The sequence below is a fragment of the Allokutzneria sp. NRRL B-24872 genome, from assembly GCF_002155965.1.
Lineage (GTDB): Bacteria > Actinomycetota > Actinomycetes > Mycobacteriales > Pseudonocardiaceae > Allokutzneria.
Genome location: NZ_MUMH01000064.1, coordinates 102,175 through 120,037 on the forward strand (window position 1 = coordinate 102,175; position 17,863 = coordinate 120,037).

The 17,863-nt window shown below is 71.5% G+C and carries 22 protein-coding genes; 14 read left to right on the forward strand and 8 right to left on the reverse strand.

The window, feature by feature from the left end; all coding sequences use genetic code 11:
- The first annotated feature begins 28 nt into the window (after positions 1-28).
- Complete coding sequence (locus CCN37_RS17705) at positions 29-1,474, forward strand: PLP-dependent aminotransferase family protein (protein WP_168200717.1); 1,446 nt, start codon at positions 29-31, stop codon at positions 1,472-1,474.
- A gap of 1 nt (position 1,475) precedes the next feature.
- Here CCN37_RS17705 and CCN37_RS17710 read toward each other — a convergent pair whose 3' ends face one another.
- Positions 1,476-2,684 carry a DUF445 domain-containing protein gene (locus CCN37_RS17710; RefSeq protein ID WP_086821894.1) on the reverse strand — a complete coding sequence of 403 codons (1,209 nt, stop codon included), beginning with the start codon at positions 2,682-2,684 and terminating at the stop codon, positions 1,476-1,478.
- A 107-nt stretch (positions 2,685-2,791) separates the two neighbouring features.
- On the opposite strand from CCN37_RS17710, the gene CCN37_RS17715 reads away from it, so the two are divergent.
- Positions 2,792-3,958 carry a pyridoxal phosphate-dependent aminotransferase gene (locus tag CCN37_RS17715; protein WP_086822117.1) on the forward strand — a complete coding sequence of 389 codons (1,167 nt, stop codon included), beginning with the start codon at positions 2,792-2,794 and terminating at the stop codon, positions 3,956-3,958.
- Here the strand turns inward: CCN37_RS17715 and CCN37_RS17720 are convergent, their stop codons facing one another.
- On the reverse strand, positions 3,959-4,534 hold the full coding sequence (locus tag CCN37_RS17720) for an RNA polymerase sigma factor (RefSeq protein ID WP_210408091.1): 576 nt from the start codon (positions 4,532-4,534) through the stop codon (positions 3,959-3,961). It lies immediately after the preceding gene.
- Between the two features lie 542 nt (positions 4,535-5,076).
- Here CCN37_RS17720 and CCN37_RS17725 point away from each other — a divergent pair.
- Together CCN37_RS17725 and CCN37_RS17730 are read left to right on the forward strand one after the other, a co-directional pair.
- Positions 5,077-6,042 (forward strand): hypothetical protein, encoded by a 966-nt coding sequence (locus CCN37_RS17725; RefSeq protein WP_143261661.1) that lies wholly within the window; start codon positions 5,077-5,079, stop codon positions 6,040-6,042.
- Between the two features lie 363 nt (positions 6,043-6,405).
- Positions 6,406-6,795, forward strand: coding sequence for a DUF6247 family protein (locus CCN37_RS17730; protein WP_256388052.1), 390 nt, complete (start codon positions 6,406-6,408; stop codon positions 6,793-6,795).
- A 15-nt stretch (positions 6,796-6,810) separates the two neighbouring features.
- On the opposite strand, the gene CCN37_RS17735 is transcribed toward CCN37_RS17730, so the two are convergent.
- Positions 6,811-7,284: a CGNR zinc finger domain-containing protein gene (locus CCN37_RS17735; RefSeq protein ID WP_246843108.1), complete on the reverse strand. Its 474-nt coding sequence runs from the start codon at positions 7,282-7,284 to the stop codon at positions 6,811-6,813.
- A 115-nt stretch (positions 7,285-7,399) separates the two neighbouring features.
- Between CCN37_RS17735 and CCN37_RS17740 the strand changes: the two genes are divergently transcribed.
- Positions 7,400-7,768: a VOC family protein gene (locus CCN37_RS17740; protein WP_086821901.1), complete on the forward strand. Its 369-nt coding sequence runs from the start codon at positions 7,400-7,402 to the stop codon at positions 7,766-7,768.
- 119 nt (positions 7,769-7,887) lie between these two features.
- Here the strand turns inward: CCN37_RS17740 and CCN37_RS17745 are convergent, their stop codons facing one another.
- On the reverse strand, positions 7,888-8,535 hold the full coding sequence (locus CCN37_RS17745; protein ID WP_246843109.1) for a D-alanyl-D-alanine carboxypeptidase family protein: 648 nt from the start codon (positions 8,533-8,535) through the stop codon (positions 7,888-7,890).
- Between the two features lie 130 nt (positions 8,536-8,665).
- On the opposite strand from CCN37_RS17745, the gene CCN37_RS17750 reads away from it, so the two are divergent.
- Genes CCN37_RS17750 through CCN37_RS17760 form a run of 3 tightly spaced genes read left to right on the forward strand, consistent with a single transcriptional unit; the run spans position 8,666 to position 12,167 of the window.
- The gene (locus CCN37_RS17750; RefSeq protein ID WP_086821904.1) at positions 8,666-9,187 is read left to right on the forward strand and encodes a PadR family transcriptional regulator; all 522 of its coding nucleotides are present in this window, start codon (positions 8,666-8,668) and stop codon (positions 9,185-9,187) included.
- Complete coding sequence (locus tag CCN37_RS17755) at positions 9,184-9,861, forward strand: ABC transporter ATP-binding protein (RefSeq protein WP_086821907.1); 678 nt, start codon at positions 9,184-9,186, stop codon at positions 9,859-9,861. The genes CCN37_RS17750 and CCN37_RS17755 overlap by 4 nt, the downstream gene beginning before the upstream one ends.
- Positions 9,858-12,167, forward strand: a complete 2,310-nt coding sequence (locus tag CCN37_RS17760) for an ABC transporter permease (RefSeq protein ID WP_086821908.1) — start codon at positions 9,858-9,860, stop codon at positions 12,165-12,167. Before CCN37_RS17755 ends, CCN37_RS17760 begins: the two co-directional genes overlap by 4 nt.
- Before the next feature lie 62 nt (positions 12,168-12,229).
- On the opposite strand, the gene CCN37_RS17765 is transcribed toward CCN37_RS17760, so the two are convergent.
- Genes CCN37_RS17765 through CCN37_RS17780 form a run of 4 tightly spaced genes read right to left on the reverse strand, consistent with a single transcriptional unit; the run spans position 12,230 to position 14,398 of the window.
- Positions 12,230-12,457, reverse strand: coding sequence for a zf-TFIIB domain-containing protein (locus CCN37_RS17765; RefSeq protein ID WP_086821910.1), 228 nt, complete (start codon positions 12,455-12,457; stop codon positions 12,230-12,232).
- Between the two features lie 9 nt (positions 12,458-12,466).
- Complete coding sequence (gene tgmC, locus CCN37_RS17770; protein ID WP_086821912.1) at positions 12,467-13,651, reverse strand: ATP-grasp peptide maturase system methyltransferase; 1,185 nt, start codon at positions 13,649-13,651, stop codon at positions 12,467-12,469.
- A gap of 46 nt (positions 13,652-13,697) precedes the next feature.
- The gene (locus CCN37_RS17775) at positions 13,698-14,039 is read right to left on the reverse strand and encodes a CrcB family protein (RefSeq protein ID WP_086821915.1); all 342 of its coding nucleotides are present in this window, start codon (positions 14,037-14,039) and stop codon (positions 13,698-13,700) included.
- Positions 14,036-14,398 carry a CrcB family protein gene (locus tag CCN37_RS17780; RefSeq protein ID WP_086822129.1) on the reverse strand — a complete coding sequence of 121 codons (363 nt, stop codon included), beginning with the start codon at positions 14,396-14,398 and terminating at the stop codon, positions 14,036-14,038. Before CCN37_RS17780 ends, CCN37_RS17775 begins: the two co-directional genes overlap by 4 nt.
- Before the next feature lie 116 nt (positions 14,399-14,514).
- Between CCN37_RS17780 and CCN37_RS17785 the strand changes: the two genes are divergently transcribed.
- The 6 genes from CCN37_RS17785 to CCN37_RS17810 all read left to right on the forward strand — a co-directional run bounded on the left by CCN37_RS17785 (position 14,515) and on the right by CCN37_RS17810 (position 17,861).
- Positions 14,515-14,955 carry a helix-turn-helix domain-containing protein gene (locus tag CCN37_RS17785; RefSeq protein ID WP_086821917.1) on the forward strand — a complete coding sequence of 147 codons (441 nt, stop codon included), beginning with the start codon at positions 14,515-14,517 and terminating at the stop codon, positions 14,953-14,955.
- Between the two features lie 11 nt (positions 14,956-14,966).
- A complete protein-coding gene (locus CCN37_RS17790; protein ID WP_086821919.1) occupies positions 14,967-15,614 on the forward strand; it encodes a hypothetical protein in 648 nt (215 codons plus the stop codon).
- 104 nt (positions 15,615-15,718) lie between these two features.
- Positions 15,719-16,012 (forward strand): DUF2516 family protein, encoded by a 294-nt coding sequence (locus tag CCN37_RS17795; RefSeq protein WP_086821921.1) that lies wholly within the window; start codon positions 15,719-15,721, stop codon positions 16,010-16,012.
- Positions 16,009-16,752, forward strand: coding sequence for an alpha/beta fold hydrolase (locus tag CCN37_RS17800; RefSeq protein WP_168200722.1), 744 nt, complete (start codon positions 16,009-16,011; stop codon positions 16,750-16,752). The genes CCN37_RS17795 and CCN37_RS17800 overlap by 4 nt, the downstream gene beginning before the upstream one ends.
- Positions 16,753-16,761: 9 nt before the next feature.
- Complete coding sequence (locus tag CCN37_RS17805; RefSeq protein WP_086821926.1) at positions 16,762-17,316, forward strand: type 1 glutamine amidotransferase domain-containing protein; 555 nt, start codon at positions 16,762-16,764, stop codon at positions 17,314-17,316.
- A complete protein-coding gene (locus tag CCN37_RS17810; protein WP_086821928.1) occupies positions 17,313-17,861 on the forward strand; it encodes a YbaK/EbsC family protein in 549 nt (182 codons plus the stop codon). Before CCN37_RS17805 ends, CCN37_RS17810 begins: the two co-directional genes overlap by 4 nt.
- Positions 17,862-17,863: the final 2 nt, after the last annotated feature.

Below are 17,863 nucleotides of genomic sequence, written 5' to 3' on the forward strand. Positions count from 1 at the left end.
CGAGGGCCAATCCTGAAAAATTGGCCGCATGACCTCCGCTCTGCCTGCGGGAAGCCGGATCTCCGGGCCGCGTCTGGCCTCCTTCCTCGGCTCGTGGCGGCGCCCGGACGGCAGGGGAGCCGCCGTGGACCTCGCCGCCGCGCTGCGCGTGCTCTTCCTGGACGGGCGCCTGCCGGTGGGCACCCGCCTGCCCGCGGAGCGCGAACTGGCCGAGGCACTGGGCGTCAGCCGCACGATGGTCACCACGGCCATGGACTCGCTGCGCGAACACGGCATGGTCGCGAGCAGGCGCGGCGCGGGCTCGTGGATCTCGGTGCCGGGCAAGGAGCCGGACCGGACCGGCTGGTCGCTCTACCCGCCGTCTGCGGTCATCGACATGGCGCACGCGTCCCCGTTCGCGCCGCCGGGGCTGGCGGCGGCCGTCGACCGGGCGAGGTTGCGCCTGCCGGAACTGCTCAACAGCCACGGCTACCAGTCCTTCGGCCTGCCGGAGCCGCGCGAGCTGATCGCGCGCCGCTACACCGAGCGCGGGCTGCCGACGAGGCCGGACCAGGTCATGATCACCAACGGGGCGCAGCACGCGCTGACGCTGGCGCTGCGGCTGCACGTCGGGCCGGGGCAGCGGGTGCTGGTGGACAACCCGACCTACCCGACCGCCCTCGACGGCATCCGCGCGGCGCACGCGCTGCCCGTCGCCGTGCCACTCGGCCAGGACGGCTGGGACCTGGACAGCGTGGAGGCGACGCTGCGCCAGGCGGCGCCGCGGCTGGCCTACTTCGTCGTGGACTTCCAGAACCCCACGGGCCTGCGGATGTCCGCGCCGGACCGGGAGCGGCTGGCGCACGCGCTGCGCAGGGCGAGGACGCTGACCGTGGTGGACGAGACCCTGGTCGAGCTGGACCTGGAGGGCGATCCGGTCGACGCGCCACAGCCCCTGGCCGCCTTCGCCGAGGACTGGGTGATCCTGGCCGGATCGGCGAGCAAGGCGTACTGGGGCGGCCTGCGGATGGGGTGGCTGCGCGCGCCCGCGGAGCTGGTGCACCGGCTCGGCGAGTCGCGGCCGTCGATGGACCTGGGCTCGCCGGTTTTCGAGCAGCTGGTGCTCGCTGAGCTGCTGGCCGACGGCGAGGCGATCCTGGCGCCGCGCCGCGAGGAGTTCGCGCGCCGCAGGGATCTCATGGTGGAACTGCTCGCCGAGCACTGTCCAGAGTGGACGGTGAATCGGCCACCCGGTGGACTGAACCTGTGGTGCGACTTGGGAAAGCCCTTGAGCACGCAGCTCGCCATGGCCGCCGGAAGGCACTCGGTGCAGGCCGTCCCGGGCTCCCGGTTCGCCGCGCACGGCGGGTTGGAGCAGTGGATGCGGCTGCCGTACACGCTGCCGGATGACCAGCTCGCCGAAGCCGTGCGCCGCATCGGAGCCGCGTGGAGCGGCCTGGCCGACCCGGCGCCGCCGGGACACGGGATCGCTTGAGCTACAACAGGATCTGGCTCACCGTGTGGATCAGCAGCCCGGCGAGCGCGCCGACCACGGTCCCGTTGATCCGGATGAACTGGAGGTCGCGGCCGACCTGGAGCTCGATCTTGCGCGAGGCCTCCTCGGCGTCCCAGCGCTGCACGGTCTCGGTGATCAGGCCGCCGATCTCGTTCCGATAGTTGATCACCACGTACATCGCCGCGCCTTCGAGCCAGCCCTCGGCCTTGGCGCGCAGCGCGGGATCGGACACCAGCCGGTCGCCGAGCTTGAGCAGCCCGTCGTGCATCCGCTGGCGCAGCTCGCTGGAGGGGTCCTCGGCCGCGGCCAGGATCATCTTCTTCGCCGCGCCCCACGCGGAGCCGGTGAGCCGCTGCGCGTCCGGGTGCGCGAGCACCTGCTGCTTGACCTGCTCGGCTCGGGCCATGGTGGCCGGATCGTTCTGCAGGTCGTCGGCGAACTCGGTGAGGAAGCGGTCGATCGCCTGGCGCATCGGGTGTTCCGGATCGGCCTGCACCTTCGCGGTGAACTTCAGCAGCTCCTTGTTCACCCGCTCCGCGAGCATGCTGTCCATGAACTTCGGCGACCAGCTCGGCGCGCGGTCGCTGACCAGCTTGGACACCGCGTCGGGGTGGTCGCGGACCCACTCGTGCGCGCGGTCGCAGAGCAGGTCGACCAGCCGGTGGTGGGTGCCGTCGGCGAAGAGCTGGCCGAGCAGCCTGCCCAGCGGCGGTCCCCACGCGCGGTCGGTGAGCTTGCGCACGACGGCCTGCTCCAGCACCGCCTGCACGTCCTCGTCGCGCAGCACCGCCACCGCGCCGCGCACGATCGTCGCGGCCTCCTCGGTCACCCGGTCGGCGTGCTCCGGCTGGGACAGCCACTCGCCGAGCCGGGCGGCGAAGCCGACGCGCCGCAGCTTGTCCCGCACCACGTCCTCGGAGAGGAAGTTCGACTCGACGAAGGCGCCGAGGTTGCGGCCGAGGTCGTCCTTGCGGGTCGGGATGATCGCCGTGTGCGGGATCGGCAGCCCGAGCGGGCGGCGGAACAGCGCGGTCACGGCGAACCAGTCGGCGAGCGCGCCGACCATCCCGGCCTCCGCCGCCGCGCGGACGTAGCCGACCCAGCCGGGCGCGCCGAGCGACTCCTGCCAGCGCGTCACCGCGAAGATCAGCGTCGCGCCGAGCAGGAAGCACAGCGCCACCACCTTCATCCGGCGGAGGTCGCGGAGCTTCTCGTGCTCTCGGGGAGTCAGGGTCGTCACCCCCCGATTCTTACCCGTGCTTGGCCCAGGGATGCCGAACGAGCAGGATCGTGGCCGTGGCTAATCGTGCTCTCGTCTCCCGGCTCCAGCCGTTCACCTCGACGATCTTCGCCGAGATGACCGCACTCGCCCAGCGCACCAGCGCGGTCAACCTGGGCCAGGGCTTCCCGGACACCGACGGTCCGGCGTCGATGCTCGAAGCGGCGCGGGCCGCCATCGCGAACGGGGTGAACCAGTACCCGCCCGGCCCCGGAATGCCCGAGCTGCGCACCGCCATCGCCGAGCACCGCACCCGCTACGGCACGTCCTACGACCCGGACACCGAGGTCCTGGTCACCGTGGGCGCGACCGAGGCGATCGCCTCCGCGCTGCTGGGCCTCGTCGAGCCGGGCGACGAGGTCGTGCTGGTCGAGCCGTACTACGACTCCTACGCCGCCTCCGTCGCGCTCGCCGGAGCTGAGCGCAAGGTCGTCTCCCTGGTGCCGGACGGAGACCGGTTCGCGCTGGACCTGGACGGGCTGCGCGCGGCGATGGGCCCGCGCACCAAGGCGATCCTGGTCAACACCCCGCACAACCCGACCGGAACCGTCTACACCGCCGACGAGCTGGCCGAGATCGCTCGCCTGTGCCAGGAGCACGACGTCGTCGCGATCACCGACGAGGTCTACGAGCACCTGCTCTTCGACGGCAGGCAGCACACCCCGCTCGCGACGCTCCCGGGGATGGCCGAGCGCACGCTGACGATCTCCAGTTCCGGCAAGACCTTCAGCGCCACCGGCTGGAAGGTCGGCTGGATCTGCGGACCCGCCGAGCTGGTCGCGGCCGCCCGCGCCGCAAAGCAGTTCCTCACCTTCGTCGGCAGCGGCCCGTTCCAGCCCGCTGTCGCGCACGCGCTGCGCACCGAGCTGGACTGGGTCGAGGAGCAGCGCCTCGCCTTGCAGGACAAGCGGAACCGGCTCTCCACGGGACTCGCGGAGGCGGGCTTCGGCGTGCGCGCCAGCGAGGGCACCTACTTCGTCTGCGCAGACGTGCGCCCGCTCGGCTTCGAGGACGGCTACGAGCTGTGCCGCGCCCTCCCGGAGCGCATCGGCGTCGCCGCCGTGCCCGTCCAGGTCTTCACGGACAACCAGGAGAACTGGCGGCACCTCGTTCGCTTCGCCTTCAGCAAGCGCGACGAGGTGCTGGACGAGGCCGTGCGCCGCCTGCACAAGCTCGCCTCCTGATCAGCGTCGCGTCTTCGAGAGCTTGCGCCGCAACGCGTGCAGGCACCGCAGGCGCATCGGCCCGATGCTGCTCTCCGCTACGCCCAGCTCCCGCGCGAGCTGGGCGTAGCTGATCTCCGGGTGGAACGCCAGCACCCACAGCACGCGCTGGCACCTCGGCGGCAGGTCCGCGAACGCCCGCCACAGCTCCCGCCGCGCGGCCGCGCTGAGCAGCTGCTCCTCCGGTCCCTCGCCGGGAACCGGCCGGTCCAGCAACGGCGGCTCGCACGGCGTTTCCCTGCGGCGCTCGGCGAGCAGCCGCAGGGATTCGCGGCGGGCCGTGGTCGCCAGCCAGCCGGGCAGGCGCTCGGGATCGCGCACCGTGTCCAGCCGTTCCGCGAGCCGCAGCCACGTCGCCTGCGCCACGTCCGCGACATCGGAACTGCTCAGCCGGTGCGACCGCGCCGTTGCCAGCACCAGGCGCTCGTAGCGGGCGACCAGCGCGCGCCACGCGGGCTCTTCGCCCGCTCTGGCTCCCGCGACCAGTTCCCCCGTGGTCTCGGCTGTGTCTCCTTCTCCGTCCACTGCTCCGTCCACAACGTTCCCCTTCGCGCGGTCGTCGGTGGTGCCGAGCTATGTGACTCGCCAGTAACATGCTGCGGCTCCACCACTCGCCGGATCGGGTGGGCGCGACACGCCCGGCGGAGCGCTCCGCGCACCCAATGGCCCAAGGCCGAGCCGAAGATCACGGCTCGATCGGGCAAAACGGGCCCGGTGGCGCTGCCGGGGAGACCGGTCAGTGCCTGAACCGCTCAGGAAAAGCCAGGTCGTGCGGTGAAACCCGAAAGATCGACCTTCGTCACTCTCCGTGCGAGGCCGGGCATCGGGCGGGCGCGGGGGTGCGGTGGAAAGCCAGGTCGCGGGGTCACCTCACGCGTGCGGACCCGGCTCACTCGACCGAGTGGCGCCACGCACCGTCATCGCAGGCCAGCGCCCCGTCCACGAGTGGAGCACCGAGCAGCCTTTCCGGGTGGTTAATTGCGGGTAGGCTCGCCAACGGCGCCGGGTGGAACAAACATGTCAATCGCAGCGGTTCCCGAGCGTGTTACGTCTTTGGTGATCGGCGGGTGGTGGTGACGGTGTCCAGCACCGGAACGGTGCGCAGCTGGGGAGAGAGGCTGCGCGCTGTTGCCGTACGGCTGGCCGTCACTGGTGGTCTTGCTGCGACCGCTTGGCTGGCCGTGGCCACCACCGCTACCGCCGACGAGGCGCCGGCCCGTGTCGATGTTCTGAGCCCGTCGGTCGTCTTGGAGCAGGGCCAGCGACCGGCGGATGCCGCGACGCCGGCCGGCGTCCTCGTCGAACCGACCGCCACCGCCACGTCGCACCCCGCCACGTCGCACTCCGGCTCCGCCGCGCGCCTGCGGGCCGCGAAGGCCGTCGAGCGCTCCGAGTCCCCGGCCCCCGCCGCTGCTGTGCGCAGCGAGCCCGCCGCTGACCACTCCGAGCTGCGCGAGGCGATCAGGGACCTGCTTCGCCTGCGGCTCACGCCGCCGGCCCCGGAGCCCGGTGAGGACCCCAGCGCCGGGCTGACCCGGCCGCTGCCCGAGCCCGACCCCGAGCTGCCCAACCTGCTCCCGGCCGGCCCGGAGCGGCCGCCGCTGGGCAACCACTCCTCCGGCGAGGTCTCGGCCGAGCGGCCCAAGCCGCTGCCCTGGCCCGCCCCCGTGACGCTGCCCGCTCCGGACGAGCCGCCCGCGCAGGCTCCTGCCGACGAGGCGAGCACCCCGGTGCGGCACGCCCACCACGCGAGCGCTCGTCCCGCGTCCGCGCGTTCCAGCCTTTCCCTCGGCGGTGCCGGGGATGCCAAGAAGGACGGCGTCCCCACGCTGCCGCACGAGGACACCAAGCCGAACCCGGTGCAGACCGGGACCTCGCCCACGAGCGGCAACGGCCTGAGCGAGGGCGGCCCGCAGCGCGGCTCCGCCGGTCTGCCAGCGCTGCTGCCCCCGACGCCGGTCCTCTCGGTGACCGGCGTCGTCTACGGCGACGGCGTCGTGCCCGTCGCCGGTTTCCTGAGCCGCCCGGCCACCTCGCCGGACTGACCCCGCGACCGCTGGCGCGGTTGGGGTGTGCGCAGTTCGAGTTGATCTTGCTCATGCTTCGGCGCCGACCGTCTGTGCAACGGTCGTGACGCCCTTCCCGACCGGCGCGGCGCCCGCGGGTTCGCTCCGGAGGCTTACTGTCCTGAGCCCTTTCCGGAAGTCGGTTCCCCCGCCGATGAGCCCGTGGGCGCCCGCCCGGCCCCGGCCCTCCGCCTCGCGCGGACACCCCTCCCAGAACCACCCGATTCCGACCGACCGCGCCCGGCCGGGTCGGGTTTACAGCCCCGGCGTCGCGTTGCCCCCGCGACGTCGGGGCTTCTTACTGCCCTCGTGCAGTCGCGTTTCGCGTTTCGGCAACAACTTGTGCGATGGAGCGCTCCTCAATCGCAACGCGTTGCCAAAGCGCTGGGAGGGGACAGGTTTGGCGCGCTCGCGGCGTGCGATGCCGATTCCCTCGCCGAGTTCGAGCGCGAGTTCCACGTGGCGATGGCTGAGGCCGATGACGACTTCGACCTCAGCCGGGTGGAGGGCGTGGTCAGCCACTGGAACGGCCGCGCGGTGCTCCTGCTCAATCCGGAGATGGCTGACAACGTGGCCGAGGACGCGGCGTCGCTCAGGGCAGGGCTCTCGGAGACCTGGGAGCGCGATGAGGAGCGGGGTGGATGGGTTCGAGTCCCGGGAGAGAACGACCCCGACCAGGAGCGGCGCTTCAAGCCCTTCACTGAAGCGGAGCGGCGGGCCGTCCTCGCGTAGTCCCGCTTGAGGGGGTCAGGTTCTGGTGCGCTCGCGGAAGGTGCGGGCTTTTTCGCGGTTGCCGCAGACGCGCATGGAGCACCAGGAGCGCGAGCGGTTGCGGGAGCGGTCGTAGAAGGCCCACTGGCAGGTGTGCGCCGGGCAGATCTTGAGGCGGTCCCAGTCGCCGAGGACGGTGAGGCGGAGCGCGGCGGCCATGAAGAGGCCCGCGGCGGTGGTGGGGGCGAGCACGGGGACGCCGGAGCGCAGTTCGGCGCGCAGGTCGACGGTGATGTCGGGGGCGTGCGCGCGGCCCGCGACGGCCTCGCGGAGGGCGTCGCGCAGCGGCCGGACGTCGGCGGGGCGGCCGGGTTCGCGGATGTCATGGGAGTGCGCCCAGAGCCGCCACTGCTCGACGTCGTCGAGGACGTCCGTGTGCTTCTCCTCGTCGCGGGTATTCAGGAACGCGAGCAGGAGGTCCACGTCGTGGTCGGTGTTCCAGGCGGTCACCAGCCCCACTCTACGACCGGGAACGGTTGCGACCCGCCCGGCTGACCACCATACTGCCGACACTGGTTACTAACTGTCGTTCACGTAACAGTGGTTATGTGCTGGAGGAGTGGTCATGGCTGAGAAGCGCGCCCTGCGACTGGAGACGGTCGTGCTGGACTGCCCGGAGCCGCTGGCGCTCGCGGCGTTCTACAACGACCTGCTCGGGTGGAACGGGGTCGAGGGCGACGACAGGTGGGCCTCGGTGACCGGCCCGGACGGGGCGACGGTCTCGTTCCAGCGCGATCCGGGGTTCCGCGCGCCGACCTGGCCGGAGGGGGAGCGGCCGCAGATGCTGCACCTGGACATCAAGGTCGACGACATCGACGCGGAGCACGACCGCGTCGTCTCGGTGGGGGCGAAGCCGCTCGGCGTCGATTCGCCGGAGCGCGGGTTCCGGGTCTACGCCGATCCGGCGGGGCACCCGTTCTGCCTGGTGACGTGAACCCGGTGACGTGAGCTGGTGCACTGGGCCGCCCGGCATGCGCTGACCCGGGCGACCCAGTCACACCGTCCACACGTCGGGGGGCACTGATGTCAGTGCGGACGGTATGCACCGGCGCCTCACGGATGCGGCTTCAGAGCCGGACAGCCCGAAGAGGCGTAGTCCTTGTCGTACTCGAAATGCCACGGTTCGTTGGCATAACGGCGGCACCAGCCTAATGCTCCAGCGGTGCGCTCCAACCATGCTGCCGACGCACGGGGCTGCACGTCCACTGCGAGCCCGCTCACATGCAAAGATTTAGCGGGCGGTAACACGTACCGCTCGGTCAGCGCTCGGTCGCCACCGTAGCGCTCCAACGCCTCCTCGAACTCCGCTTTCTGCTGCGCGACAGAGCGTTTCGCCTCGTGCGCGCACAGCGCGACGCCCTTGGAAGTGGCCTCCTCCTTCGCCTTGGTCCACGCCTGGGCAGCCGAGGACGTCATGCCCTTGGTGTCCTTGTCGTGGTAGCTCGGATCGGCGGAGCAGGTGCCCTTGGTGGTCTTGCCCTCCTTCTCGCCCTTGGGGGCACTCGCCCCGTCCTCCGGTGGCACGTAGGTGATTGCCGGAGGCGGCTCCGGAGGCATTGCGCGGGCGGCCCTGCTGTCCACTTGAGTGCGCGTTTGTCCTGTTCCGGCCTCTGTGCCCGGGCCGATGGACATCGTGCCGAGCGCGGTGATCATCACACCGACGAGGGCGCCAGCGGCGACCAGTCCGACGGCTTTCTGCACTTCGCGCTCCCAGGTTTCGACTGCTTCTCAACCGGATACGGGCGACTCCCGTGGCGCGTTGCACGGCGGGGCGAGGACCACATCAAGAAATCGACATCCCCGGCTATACACTCGGTGTACAGTCCGACCCATGTCAGTGGGGCACACGTTGCTGGGCTTGTTGGAGAAAGGTCCACGGCACGGCTACGACCTGAAGCGCGCCTACGACGAGCGGTTCGGGCACGATCGCCCACTGCACTACGGCCAGGTCTACTCGACCCTGTCCCGCCTGCTGCGCAACGGACTCGTGCAGGTGGACGGCACCGAGGCGGGCGGAGGGCCGGAGCGCAAGCGCTACGCGATCACCGACGCGGGGGTCACCGACGTCGACGCGTGGCTGGGCACCCCGGAGAAACCCGAGCTGTACCTGCAGAACACCTTGTACGCCAAGGTGGTTCTCGCGTTGATGTCCGGCAGGAGCGCGCAGGGCGTCCTGGACGCGCAGCGCGCGGAGCACCTGCGGCTCATGCGCGCGCTGACCAGGCGCAAGGACGGCGGGGACCTCGCCGAGCAGTTGGTGTGCGACCACGCCCTGTTCCACCTCGAAGCCGATCTGCGCTGGCTGGAGCTGACCGCGGCGCGGCTGGACGAGCTGCGGGAGGCCGGAGCGTGACGGAGCTGCTGGTGGCGAAGGGCCTCGCGAAGTCCTTCGGGAAGACGACCGCGCTGGTCGACGCGAGCCTGTCGGTGCGCGCGGGGGAACTGGTCGCGGTCATGGGGCCGTCCGGTTCCGGCAAGTCCACGTTGCTGCACTGCCTCGCGGGCATCCTCAAGCCGGACGCGGGCGCGGTGACCTATCGGGGCGAGGACCTGTCGGAGATGTCCGACGGTGACCGAAGTGCTCTGCGCCGCAACGACTTCGGGTTCGTCTTCCAGTTCGGGCAGCTCGTTCCCGAACTGACCTTCCTGGAGAACGTGGCGTTGCCGTTGCGCCTCGGCGGGACGCGCCGGGCCGAAGCGGAGCGCGTGGCGGCGCAGTGGCTGGACCAGCTGGAGGTCGGCGACATCGCGGCCAAACGGCCCGAGGAGGTTTCCGGAGGGCAGGGGCAGCGCGCCGCCGTGGCGCGAGCGCTGGCCACCAGGCCGAAGGTGCTCTTCGCGGACGAACCCACCGGGGCACTGGACTCGCTGAACGGCGAGCGCGTGCTGCGGTTGCTCTTCGACGCGGCCAAGCAGACCCGCGCCGCGGTCGTGATCGTCACGCACGAGCCGAGAGTTGCCGCCTACGCGGACCGCGAGGTCGTCGTTCGGGACGGGCGCACGCAGGACACCGAGCTCGTCGCGTGAACTTGGGCAGGCGCGGCCAGTGGTTCGCTGACTTCGCGCTCGGGGTGCGGCTCGCGGTCGCGGGCGGCAGAGGCGCGCTGGTGCGCCTGGTGTGGATCACGGTTGGCATCGGGCTCGGCGTCGCGGCACTGCTCACCGTCGCTTCCGCGAACTCCGTGCTGAGCTCCCACGAACAGCGCACCTATGACCGCCTGATCAGCTCCTCCGGCGAAGCGACCCGACCGGTTCCCGGTGTCAGTCCGCTGCACAGCTCCTACGTCAGCACGGAGTTCGCCGGGCGGCGCTTCGGCGGGGCGATGCTCTTCGCGGACGGGCCGAACCCGCCGAGGATGCCCGGAGTCGAGGCGCTGCCGAAGCCGGGCGAGATCGTGTTCTCACCCGCGCTGCGCGACTTCCTGGCCGGGCGGGACGGCGAGCTGCTGCGCCCGAGGTTCCCCCAGCGCGTCATCGGCCTCATCGGTGACGAGGGGCTGAGCGGGCCGTCGGAACTGCACTTCTACATCGGCGTCGAGCGGGCCGAGCTGCCTGAGGGGGCCGTCGGGTCCTACGTCGTCGGTGTCCCGGCGGAGGATCTGTACATCAACCCGTTGCTGGTGCTGCTGGCCGTCATCGCCCTGGTGGTGCTGTGCGTGCCGGTGGTGGTGTTCGTCGCGGGCAGCGCGCGGCTGTCGGCCTCCGCGCGGGACCGCAGGCTCGCCGCTCTTCGGCTGATCGGCGCGGGCAGCGGTCAGGTCAGGCGGATCGCCGCGGGGGAGTCCCTCGTCGGCGCGCTGGCCGGGCTCGTCGCCGGAGTGGGGTTCTTCCTGGGCGGCAGGGAACTCCTCGACTGGGGCTCGCCGTTCGGGCTGAGCGTGTTCGCGCGGGACATCCGGCCGTCGCCCCCGCTGACGCTGGTGATCTTCGTGGTGGTCCCGGTGATCGCCGTCTTGGCGGCCCTGTTCGCCTTGCGCAGCACGCTGATCGAGCCGCTCGGCGTCCGCAGGGGAGAAGGCCGTGCCCCGCGCAGGCTGTGGTGGCGGCTGCTGCCGGTGCTGGCCGGGGTCGCGCTGCTCGCGGGGCAGCACCGCGGCATGGCGTCGGAGCCCCGCCCGGCGCTCGTGGTCCTCGGGGTGGTGCTGATCCTGGTGGGGCTGCCGATGGTGCTGCCGTGGCTGCTCGAACGCTGCGTCGGCCGGTCGCGGACCGGACCGCTGTCCTGGCAGCTCGCGATGCGGCGGATGGAAGCGCACGGTGGTGCCTCGTGGCGGATCGTCGGCGGGTTCTCGGCGTTGCTGGCGGGCGGCATCGCGGTCCAAGCGCTGCTGCTGACCATCGATCCGATGCACCAGAACGAGCACATGACGCCGCAGGGCGACGGCGGTCGGGCGTGGACGGCCACCTCCGACGCGGAATCGGCGCGAGCGCTCGCGGAGCGGTTGCGCGCCGTTCCGGGCGTCGCGCGCGCTGTCTCCTACGACGTGGCTTACCCGCGGAAACCGTTGCGGGAGTTCGATTCCCTTGAGCTGATCGTCGCGCCGTGCCCCGCGTTGCGCGAGTTGACGCCGATCGAGAACTGCGCGGACGGCGACGTGTTCTCCTATCCCGACCGCGCCGGTGAGCACGTGGAGGTGCCGGTCGGCACGGAGTTCGCGCTGGACTCCGATGCCGCGCGCGAGGCCCTGGTGACCTGGAGGTTCCCCTCCGGCGTCCACCCCGTCGCTCGGCCGGCCGCGCACCTCAGGTGGATCGGGCCCGGCCTGCTGCTCACCCCCTCGGCCCTCGCGGGCGTGGTGCCGGAGTTCCAGCACCAGGTGTCCGTCTGGTTCGGCGAGCAGGATTCCCTTGCCCTGGAAGGGATTCGCAACGTGATCGGGTTGACGGGGCCGCTCATGGCGCCCACGCGGGCGACGACGGCCAGCGACTCCGAGCGGATCTACGCGGCGATCCGGCAGCTCGTCACGGTCAGCTCCGCCGTGACGCTCGGGCTCGCGGCGGGCGGGCTGCTGGTGGTGGCCTTCGAGCACGTCAGGCAGCGCAGGCGGCAGTTCGCGGTGCTGGCGGCGACCGGAGTGCCGTACTCGACGCTCGCGCTGTCGGTGCTGTGGCAGAACGCCGTGCCGGTGCTCCTGGGGACGGGGGGCGCGCTGGTGTGCGGCCTGGGCTTGGCGGTGCTGGTGCTGAACACCACGCCGATGCCGCAGCACTACGACTGGGCGGGGATCGCGACGATGGGCCTGGCGGCCACGATCGCGGTGCTGCTGGCGACGCTGCTGACGCTGCCGCAACTGCGCCGCGCGATGCGGCCGGAGGGCCTGCGCACCGAATGATGCATTTCCATGCAGACAAGTTCGGAGAATTCTGGAAGAAAGACTAGACCCGCTCGGCGGGATCAGATGATGAATTCGAGGATGTCCTCGATGAAGCTGTCGTCCTCGTCGCGCCTTCGCTTCTTCCTGTGGTCATCGCGCTGGCTCCTGAAGTACGTGCTCGACGCCCTGACCAGCTGTTCCAGCTCTCCTCGGTCGAGGTAGAGACCCTGGCAGCCACGGCACTGGTCGACGTGCACGCCGTTGCGCTCGTAGGTCACCAACACATCGCTGCATTTCGGGCAGATCATGGCTGAAGATTACGCGGATTCGAGTTCCCAGTGCTGTCCGCCAGACGGCTCATCGAGCCAGATCCACTGGCCGCCGGAGTCGATGGTGAGCCGGAATTGCTCGCGCCTGGGCTCACCGAGTTCGCGCCAGCGCTCGTAGGCGTGCTCGGTCTCGTCCCACAGCCGCCGGGGCCCGCCCTGCTCGACGTGGTGGCGCCCGCGCTCGGAGACGTGCCGGACCCAGGAGCCGTCCGGGTGCAGCAGCCAGTTCTGCCGCGAGTCGCCCTCGGTCACCCCGGTGGCGGGCCGCACGCCCGGCAGCGCGAGCCCGGCGAAGAACTCGAACGAGCTGCTCGGGCTGGTCACCACGTTCATGCCGAGGCTCGTGGACGAGGCGGGGGCGGAGGAGTCGCCGATGGCGCGCAGGAGCTCGGCCAGCTCGGGGCCGCGATGGGCGCGCAGCGGCATGAACCGGCCGTCCGCCGGGAGCACGCTGCCCTCGCCGGTGCCGTTGCGACCGGCCTTGACCCGCACGAGCCCGGCGCCGAGCGGCCGGTGCAGCGTGGTGACGACGAGGCCGCCGACCACGGTCTGGGCCAACCAGGGCAACGGAATCCGCGCGACCGAGCAGGTGGCCAGCACCCGGTCGTACGGCGCGGTCGGCGCGTAACCGGCTGCGCCGTCGGAGGTCGACACGGTCGGGCGGTAGCCGGCGCGCTCCAGGTTTGCCGCCGCCCTGCGCAGGACCAGCGGGTCGACGTCCACTGTGGACACATTGCGCTGGCCGAGCCGGTGGCACAGCAGCGCCGCGTTGTAGCCGGTCCCGGTGCCGACCTCCAGCACCTTCTCGCCGCCCCGGATCTCCAGTGCCTCCAACATGATCGCCATGATCGTCGGCATGCTGGAGGAGGAGGTCGCTGTGCCCGGGGTGCGGCCCTGCTGCCTGGCCGTGGCCCACCGGCGGTCGTCGCAGTCGAGCTGCGTCACCCACACCCAGTCCGAGTAGACCAGGTCGAGCCATTCGTGGTCGGAGTCGGCGATCGCCGTCCAGCCGCCGTCCGGGTGCGGCTTGAAGAACCGGGACAGGAACACGTGCCGGGGCACCTGTTCGAAGGCCGTGCGCCAGCGAGGATCGGCCACGGCGCCCTGGGTGGCCAGCGTCGCGGCCATCCGGTTGCGCAGCCGTTGTGCCTTGCGCTTGCTCAATTCGCCCATGGCGCACCTCGTCAATCACGGTAACCCGAGGTGGGCCGTTGCGCCTTCAGCCGAACAGGGCAGCTCCGGCCGCCACTCCGCCCGCCGCCGAGAGCACGCCGAGCACCGTGCTGCCGACGACGTTCAGCAGAGCGGCCCTGCGCTGACCGGCCCTGAGCAGTTCCACCGTCTCGTGGCCGAAGGTCGAGTACGTGGTGAGCGCGCCGCACAGGCCGGTGCCGAGCAACGCCATGCCGGGCGTGGCCACGGCCGCCCCGGTGAGCGCGCCGAGCACGAACGAGCCGATCACGTTGACGGCGAAGATGCCGCGCGTGCCGAAGCGCAGGGCGGCGAGGTAGCGCAGCGGAGCGCCGACTCCGGCGCCGAGCGCGACGAGGAGGGCGTTCACCTGACCAGCCTCGCTCCCAGGACCACGGCGCCGAGCGCGGCGAAGAGCGTGCCGAGGACGTAGAGTCCGGCGATCACGTAGTGCCCGCCCGCGAGCAGTTGCTCGGTCTCCACGGCGTAGCCGGAGAACGTGGTGAAACCGCCGAGGACGCCGGTACCGAGCAGCGGCCTGCGCAGGCCCTTCGCGGGCAGGGCCATGAGCGCGCCGATGAGCAGGCAGCCGAGCACGTTTATGCCGAAGGTGGCCCAGGGAAACCCTTCGGAAGGAACGCCGATGGCGAGGCTCACGCCGTATCTGGCGAGGGCGCCGATGACGCCGCCCGCCGCGACCGCTAGCAGTGCTGGGACCTGTTCTCGCACGTCAAGACCGTAGTCGGAGTCGGTGTGGGCAAGGCCACCACCCTTCTGCAAGCGCTTTGCTTGCAACAGCTAGCACCCGTGCGTACTGTCGGGTAACAGCGAGAGGAGGTGGCCGGATGAGCCGGGTCGAGAAAGCCGTCAGCGACGTCAACGAAGCCGTTGTCGGCACGGTCCGCGACATCGGTGAGTACATCCGGACGCAGCGCTCCAACGCGCAGATCTCGCTGCGACAGCTGGCCAAGCAGGCCGGGGTGTCCAACCCCTACCTGAGCCAGATCGAGCGGGGACTGCGCAAGCCGAGCGCGGAGATCCTGCAGCAGATCGCCAAGGGGCTGCGGATCTCGGCCGAAGCGCTCTACGTGCAGGCCGGAATCCTCGAAGAGCGGGAGAGCGGTGCCGTTGTCGACGCCGTGCTCGCCGACTCCGAACTCACCGAGCGGCAGAAGCAGGTGCTGCTCGACGTCTACCAATCCTTCCGGCGGGAGAACCGCGCCTCACCGTCCACTTCGGACGACGAAGGCGACCAGTCCCAGCCGACCGAGACTCGCCAGAACTAAGGAGCACTACCGTGTCGACCACCACTCAGAACGTCCGCGAGCAGGCGAGCGCCGTCGTCACCACGGTGCTGGAGCAGGCCCGCACCCCGCTGCTGGCCGCGCTCGGCGCCGGTGACCTCGCCGCCAAGGCCGTCACCGACGCGCTCGGCAAGGCCCGCGAGGCCGCCAAGGACGGCGCCGAGGCCGCCAAGTCCGCCGCCGACGAGCTGCCCAAGGACCTGACCGGCCTGCGCGCCAAGCTGGAGCCGGCCGAGCTGCGCAAGCTCGTCGACGCCTACACCCAGGCCGCGCTGCAGCTCTACGGCTACCTCGCCGAGCGCGGCGAGGAGGCGCTGGAGACCCTGCGCAACACCCCGCAGGTGCAGAAGGCGCTGACCCAGGTCGAGGAGGGCACCAAGGTCGCCCAGGGCCGCGTCGAGGAGGTCGTCACCGACGTCCGCGAGCTGGCCGACGACGTGCTCGGCAAGGTCACCCGCCGCACCCGCTCCGCCGGTGAGAAGGCCGCGCAGGCCACCGAGCGGGTCGCCGAGGACGTGGCCGAGGCCGTCGTCGACGCCGGTGCCGAGGCCGCCGCCGCGACCCGCAGCACCGCCCGCAAGGCCGCCAACCGCACCGAGGCCGCCAAGCCCGCCGCCGCGAAGAAGACCACCAAGAACTGATCTCCAGCGCGAACCCCGCAGGGCCCCTGATCACTCCCGTGGATCAGGGGCCCTGACGCGCTCGGGGGCTCCGGATCACCGGAACAGCCCGTACGCTGGGAGTCGTGTGGAGGCCAGACGTCATCATCCTGCTCGTCATCTACTGGGCGGCGATCCCGGTCGGTGTGTACGCGTTCGGCCACGCCCTCATGCAGCGTGCCGACGCCTTCACCGTCGCCGACAAGCTGACCAAGCCCGCATGGCTGGGCATCACCGGAGGCGCCACCGCGGCGCTGGTCCTGTTCCAGCTCGGCGGCCCCGGTTCGCTCTTCTGGCTGCCCGCGCTCGTCGCGGTGCTGGTCTACATCGTCGACGTGCGCCCCAAGCTGCTAGAGGTCCAGCGCGGCCCCCGTTGGTGATCTGGCAGGCGCACGGTTCCGGCGACCCGGTCACCGTCGTCGTTCCCGGACTGGGGACGACTCCCGGCGAAGCGCGGCTGCCCGCTTCCGGCCTGCCGGGCACCCGCGTCGTGCTGACCCTGCCGGGTCACGGCGACGCACCCGACGCCCCGCCCGGGTACTGGCGCTACGAGCGCGTGGCCGACGACGTTTCGGCGGTCGCCGCCGAGGTGGGAGCCACCTCCGCCATCGGGACCTCGCTCGGCGCGGCCGCGTTGATCAACCTCGTCGCGCGCGAGCCGGAGCGCTTCGACCGGCTCGCCCTGCTGCTGCCCGCCGCGCTGACCGAGCCGCGCAGCGACCCTGACCTCCCACTGCTCCGCCAAGCCACTGCCGTGGCCCGTGGCGACCGCGCTGAGCTGCGCGAACTCATGGTGGAACACCTTCCTCGAGGCGTGGAGCTCGGCGACTACGTGGACACCAGGATCGCCGCGCTGATGCGGCTCGGCGACGCGCTCGCGGCCCTTCCCGGCCAGGCCCCGCTGAGCGATCCCGCGCAGGTGGCGGCGGTGCGCGCGGACGTGCTGGTGATCGCGGCGACCGGCGACGGCCAGCACCCGCGCGAGGTCGGCGAGGCCGTCGCGGCGGCGTTCCCGAACGGTCGGCTCGAAGTGCTGCCGACGCGGGCGCCGCTGCTCACCCACCGGCCGCGCGTGCGGCAACTGCTCGGCGAGTGGCTTGCCCGGCCGTCTCGTGGGTAGCCGAAGTGCATGGCCGAATACCTGAAGAGAATCGCGTTCATGGTGGCCGACGAGGGCATCGAGCAGGTCGAGCTGACCTCGCCGTGGCAGACCGTGCTCGACGCCCCCGCCGAACCGCGCCTGCTCGGCCCGGAACTGGGCGAGGTGCGGGGCTTCAACCACCTCGACCCCGCTGACTCCTTCCCCGTCGACATCGCGTTCGAGGAGGCCGTTGCCGCCGACTACGCGGGGCTCGTACTGCCCGGCGGCGTGGCGAACGCGGACAAGCTGCGGATGAACCCGCACGCCGTGCGCCTGGTGAAGGAGTTCGTCGCGGCGGGCAAGCCGATCGCGGCGATCTGCCACGCGCCGTGGGTGCTCGTGGAGGCGGACGTGGTGCGCGGCAAGACGCTCACGTCCTTCCCGAGTCTCACGACGGACATCCGCAACGCGGGCGCGACCTGGGTGGACGAGGAGGTCTTCGTCTGCGACCACAACGGCTGGCAGCTGATCACCAGCCGCACGCCCGAGGACCTGGACGCCTTCAACGCCGCCATCCTGAAGGTGTTTAGCCTGGGCGCATGACCTGGACCATCGCCGGATCGCTCACCGTCCTGCCCGCCGCCGAGCACCCGGAGCTGCTCGCCGAGCCGGTCGCCAAGGCGCTCAGCGCGCTGTCCGACGCCGACCGCGACCGCGTCGGGGTCGCCGAGATCGACCCCGAGCTGGCCGACACCGCCGCGTTCTGCGAGAAGTACGGCTCGCCGCTGGACGCCTCGGCGAACTGCGTCGTGATCAGCGGCAAGCGCGGCGACACCGTCCGCTTCGCCGCGTGCCTGGTGCTGGCGACGACCCGCGCCGACGTGAACGGCTTGGCGCGCAAGCGCTTGGAGGCGCGGAAGGCGTCGTTCGCGCCGATGGACGAGGCGGTCAGCCTGACCGGCATGGCCTACGGCGGGATCACTCCGGTGGGGCTGCCGGAGGGTTGGCCGATCCTGCTGGACTCCGTCGTGGCCGCCGCGCCCGAGCTGGTGATCGGCAGCGGAGTGCGCTCCAGCAAGCTCTTCATCCCCGGTGACGTGCTGGCCCGCTTGGCCGGTGCGGAGGTCGTGGAGGGTCTGGGCCGGTGAGC

Bases quoted from the DNA above. Each gene is read 5' to 3' on its own strand.
- CCN37_RS17785 (WP_086821917.1), top strand. From the start codon at position 14,515: ATGAGCCGGGTCGAGAAAGCCGTCAGCGACGTCAACGAAGCCGTTGTC.
- CCN37_RS17740 (WP_086821901.1), top strand. From the start codon at position 7,400: ATGGCTGAGAAGCGCGCCCTGCGACTGGAGACGGTCGTGCTGGACTGC.
- tgmC (WP_086821912.1), bottom strand. From the start codon at position 13,651: ATGGGCGAATTGAGCAAGCGCAAGGCACAACGGCTGCGCAACCGGATG.
- CCN37_RS17705 (WP_168200717.1), top strand. From the start codon at position 29: ATGACCTCCGCTCTGCCTGCGGGAAGCCGGATCTCCGGGCCGCGTCTG.
- CCN37_RS17710 (WP_086821894.1), bottom strand. From the start codon at position 2,684: ATGAAGGTGGTGGCGCTGTGCTTCCTGCTCGGCGCGACGCTGATCTTC.
- CCN37_RS17750 (WP_086821904.1), top strand. From the start codon at position 8,666: ATGTCAGTGGGGCACACGTTGCTGGGCTTGTTGGAGAAAGGTCCACGG.
- CCN37_RS17765 (WP_086821910.1), bottom strand. From the start codon at position 12,457: ATGATCTGCCCGAAATGCAGCGATGTGTTGGTGACCTACGAGCGCAAC.
- CCN37_RS17805 (WP_086821926.1), top strand. From the start codon at position 16,762: ATGGCCGAATACCTGAAGAGAATCGCGTTCATGGTGGCCGACGAGGGC.
- CCN37_RS17810 (WP_086821928.1), top strand. From the start codon at position 17,313: ATGACCTGGACCATCGCCGGATCGCTCACCGTCCTGCCCGCCGCCGAG.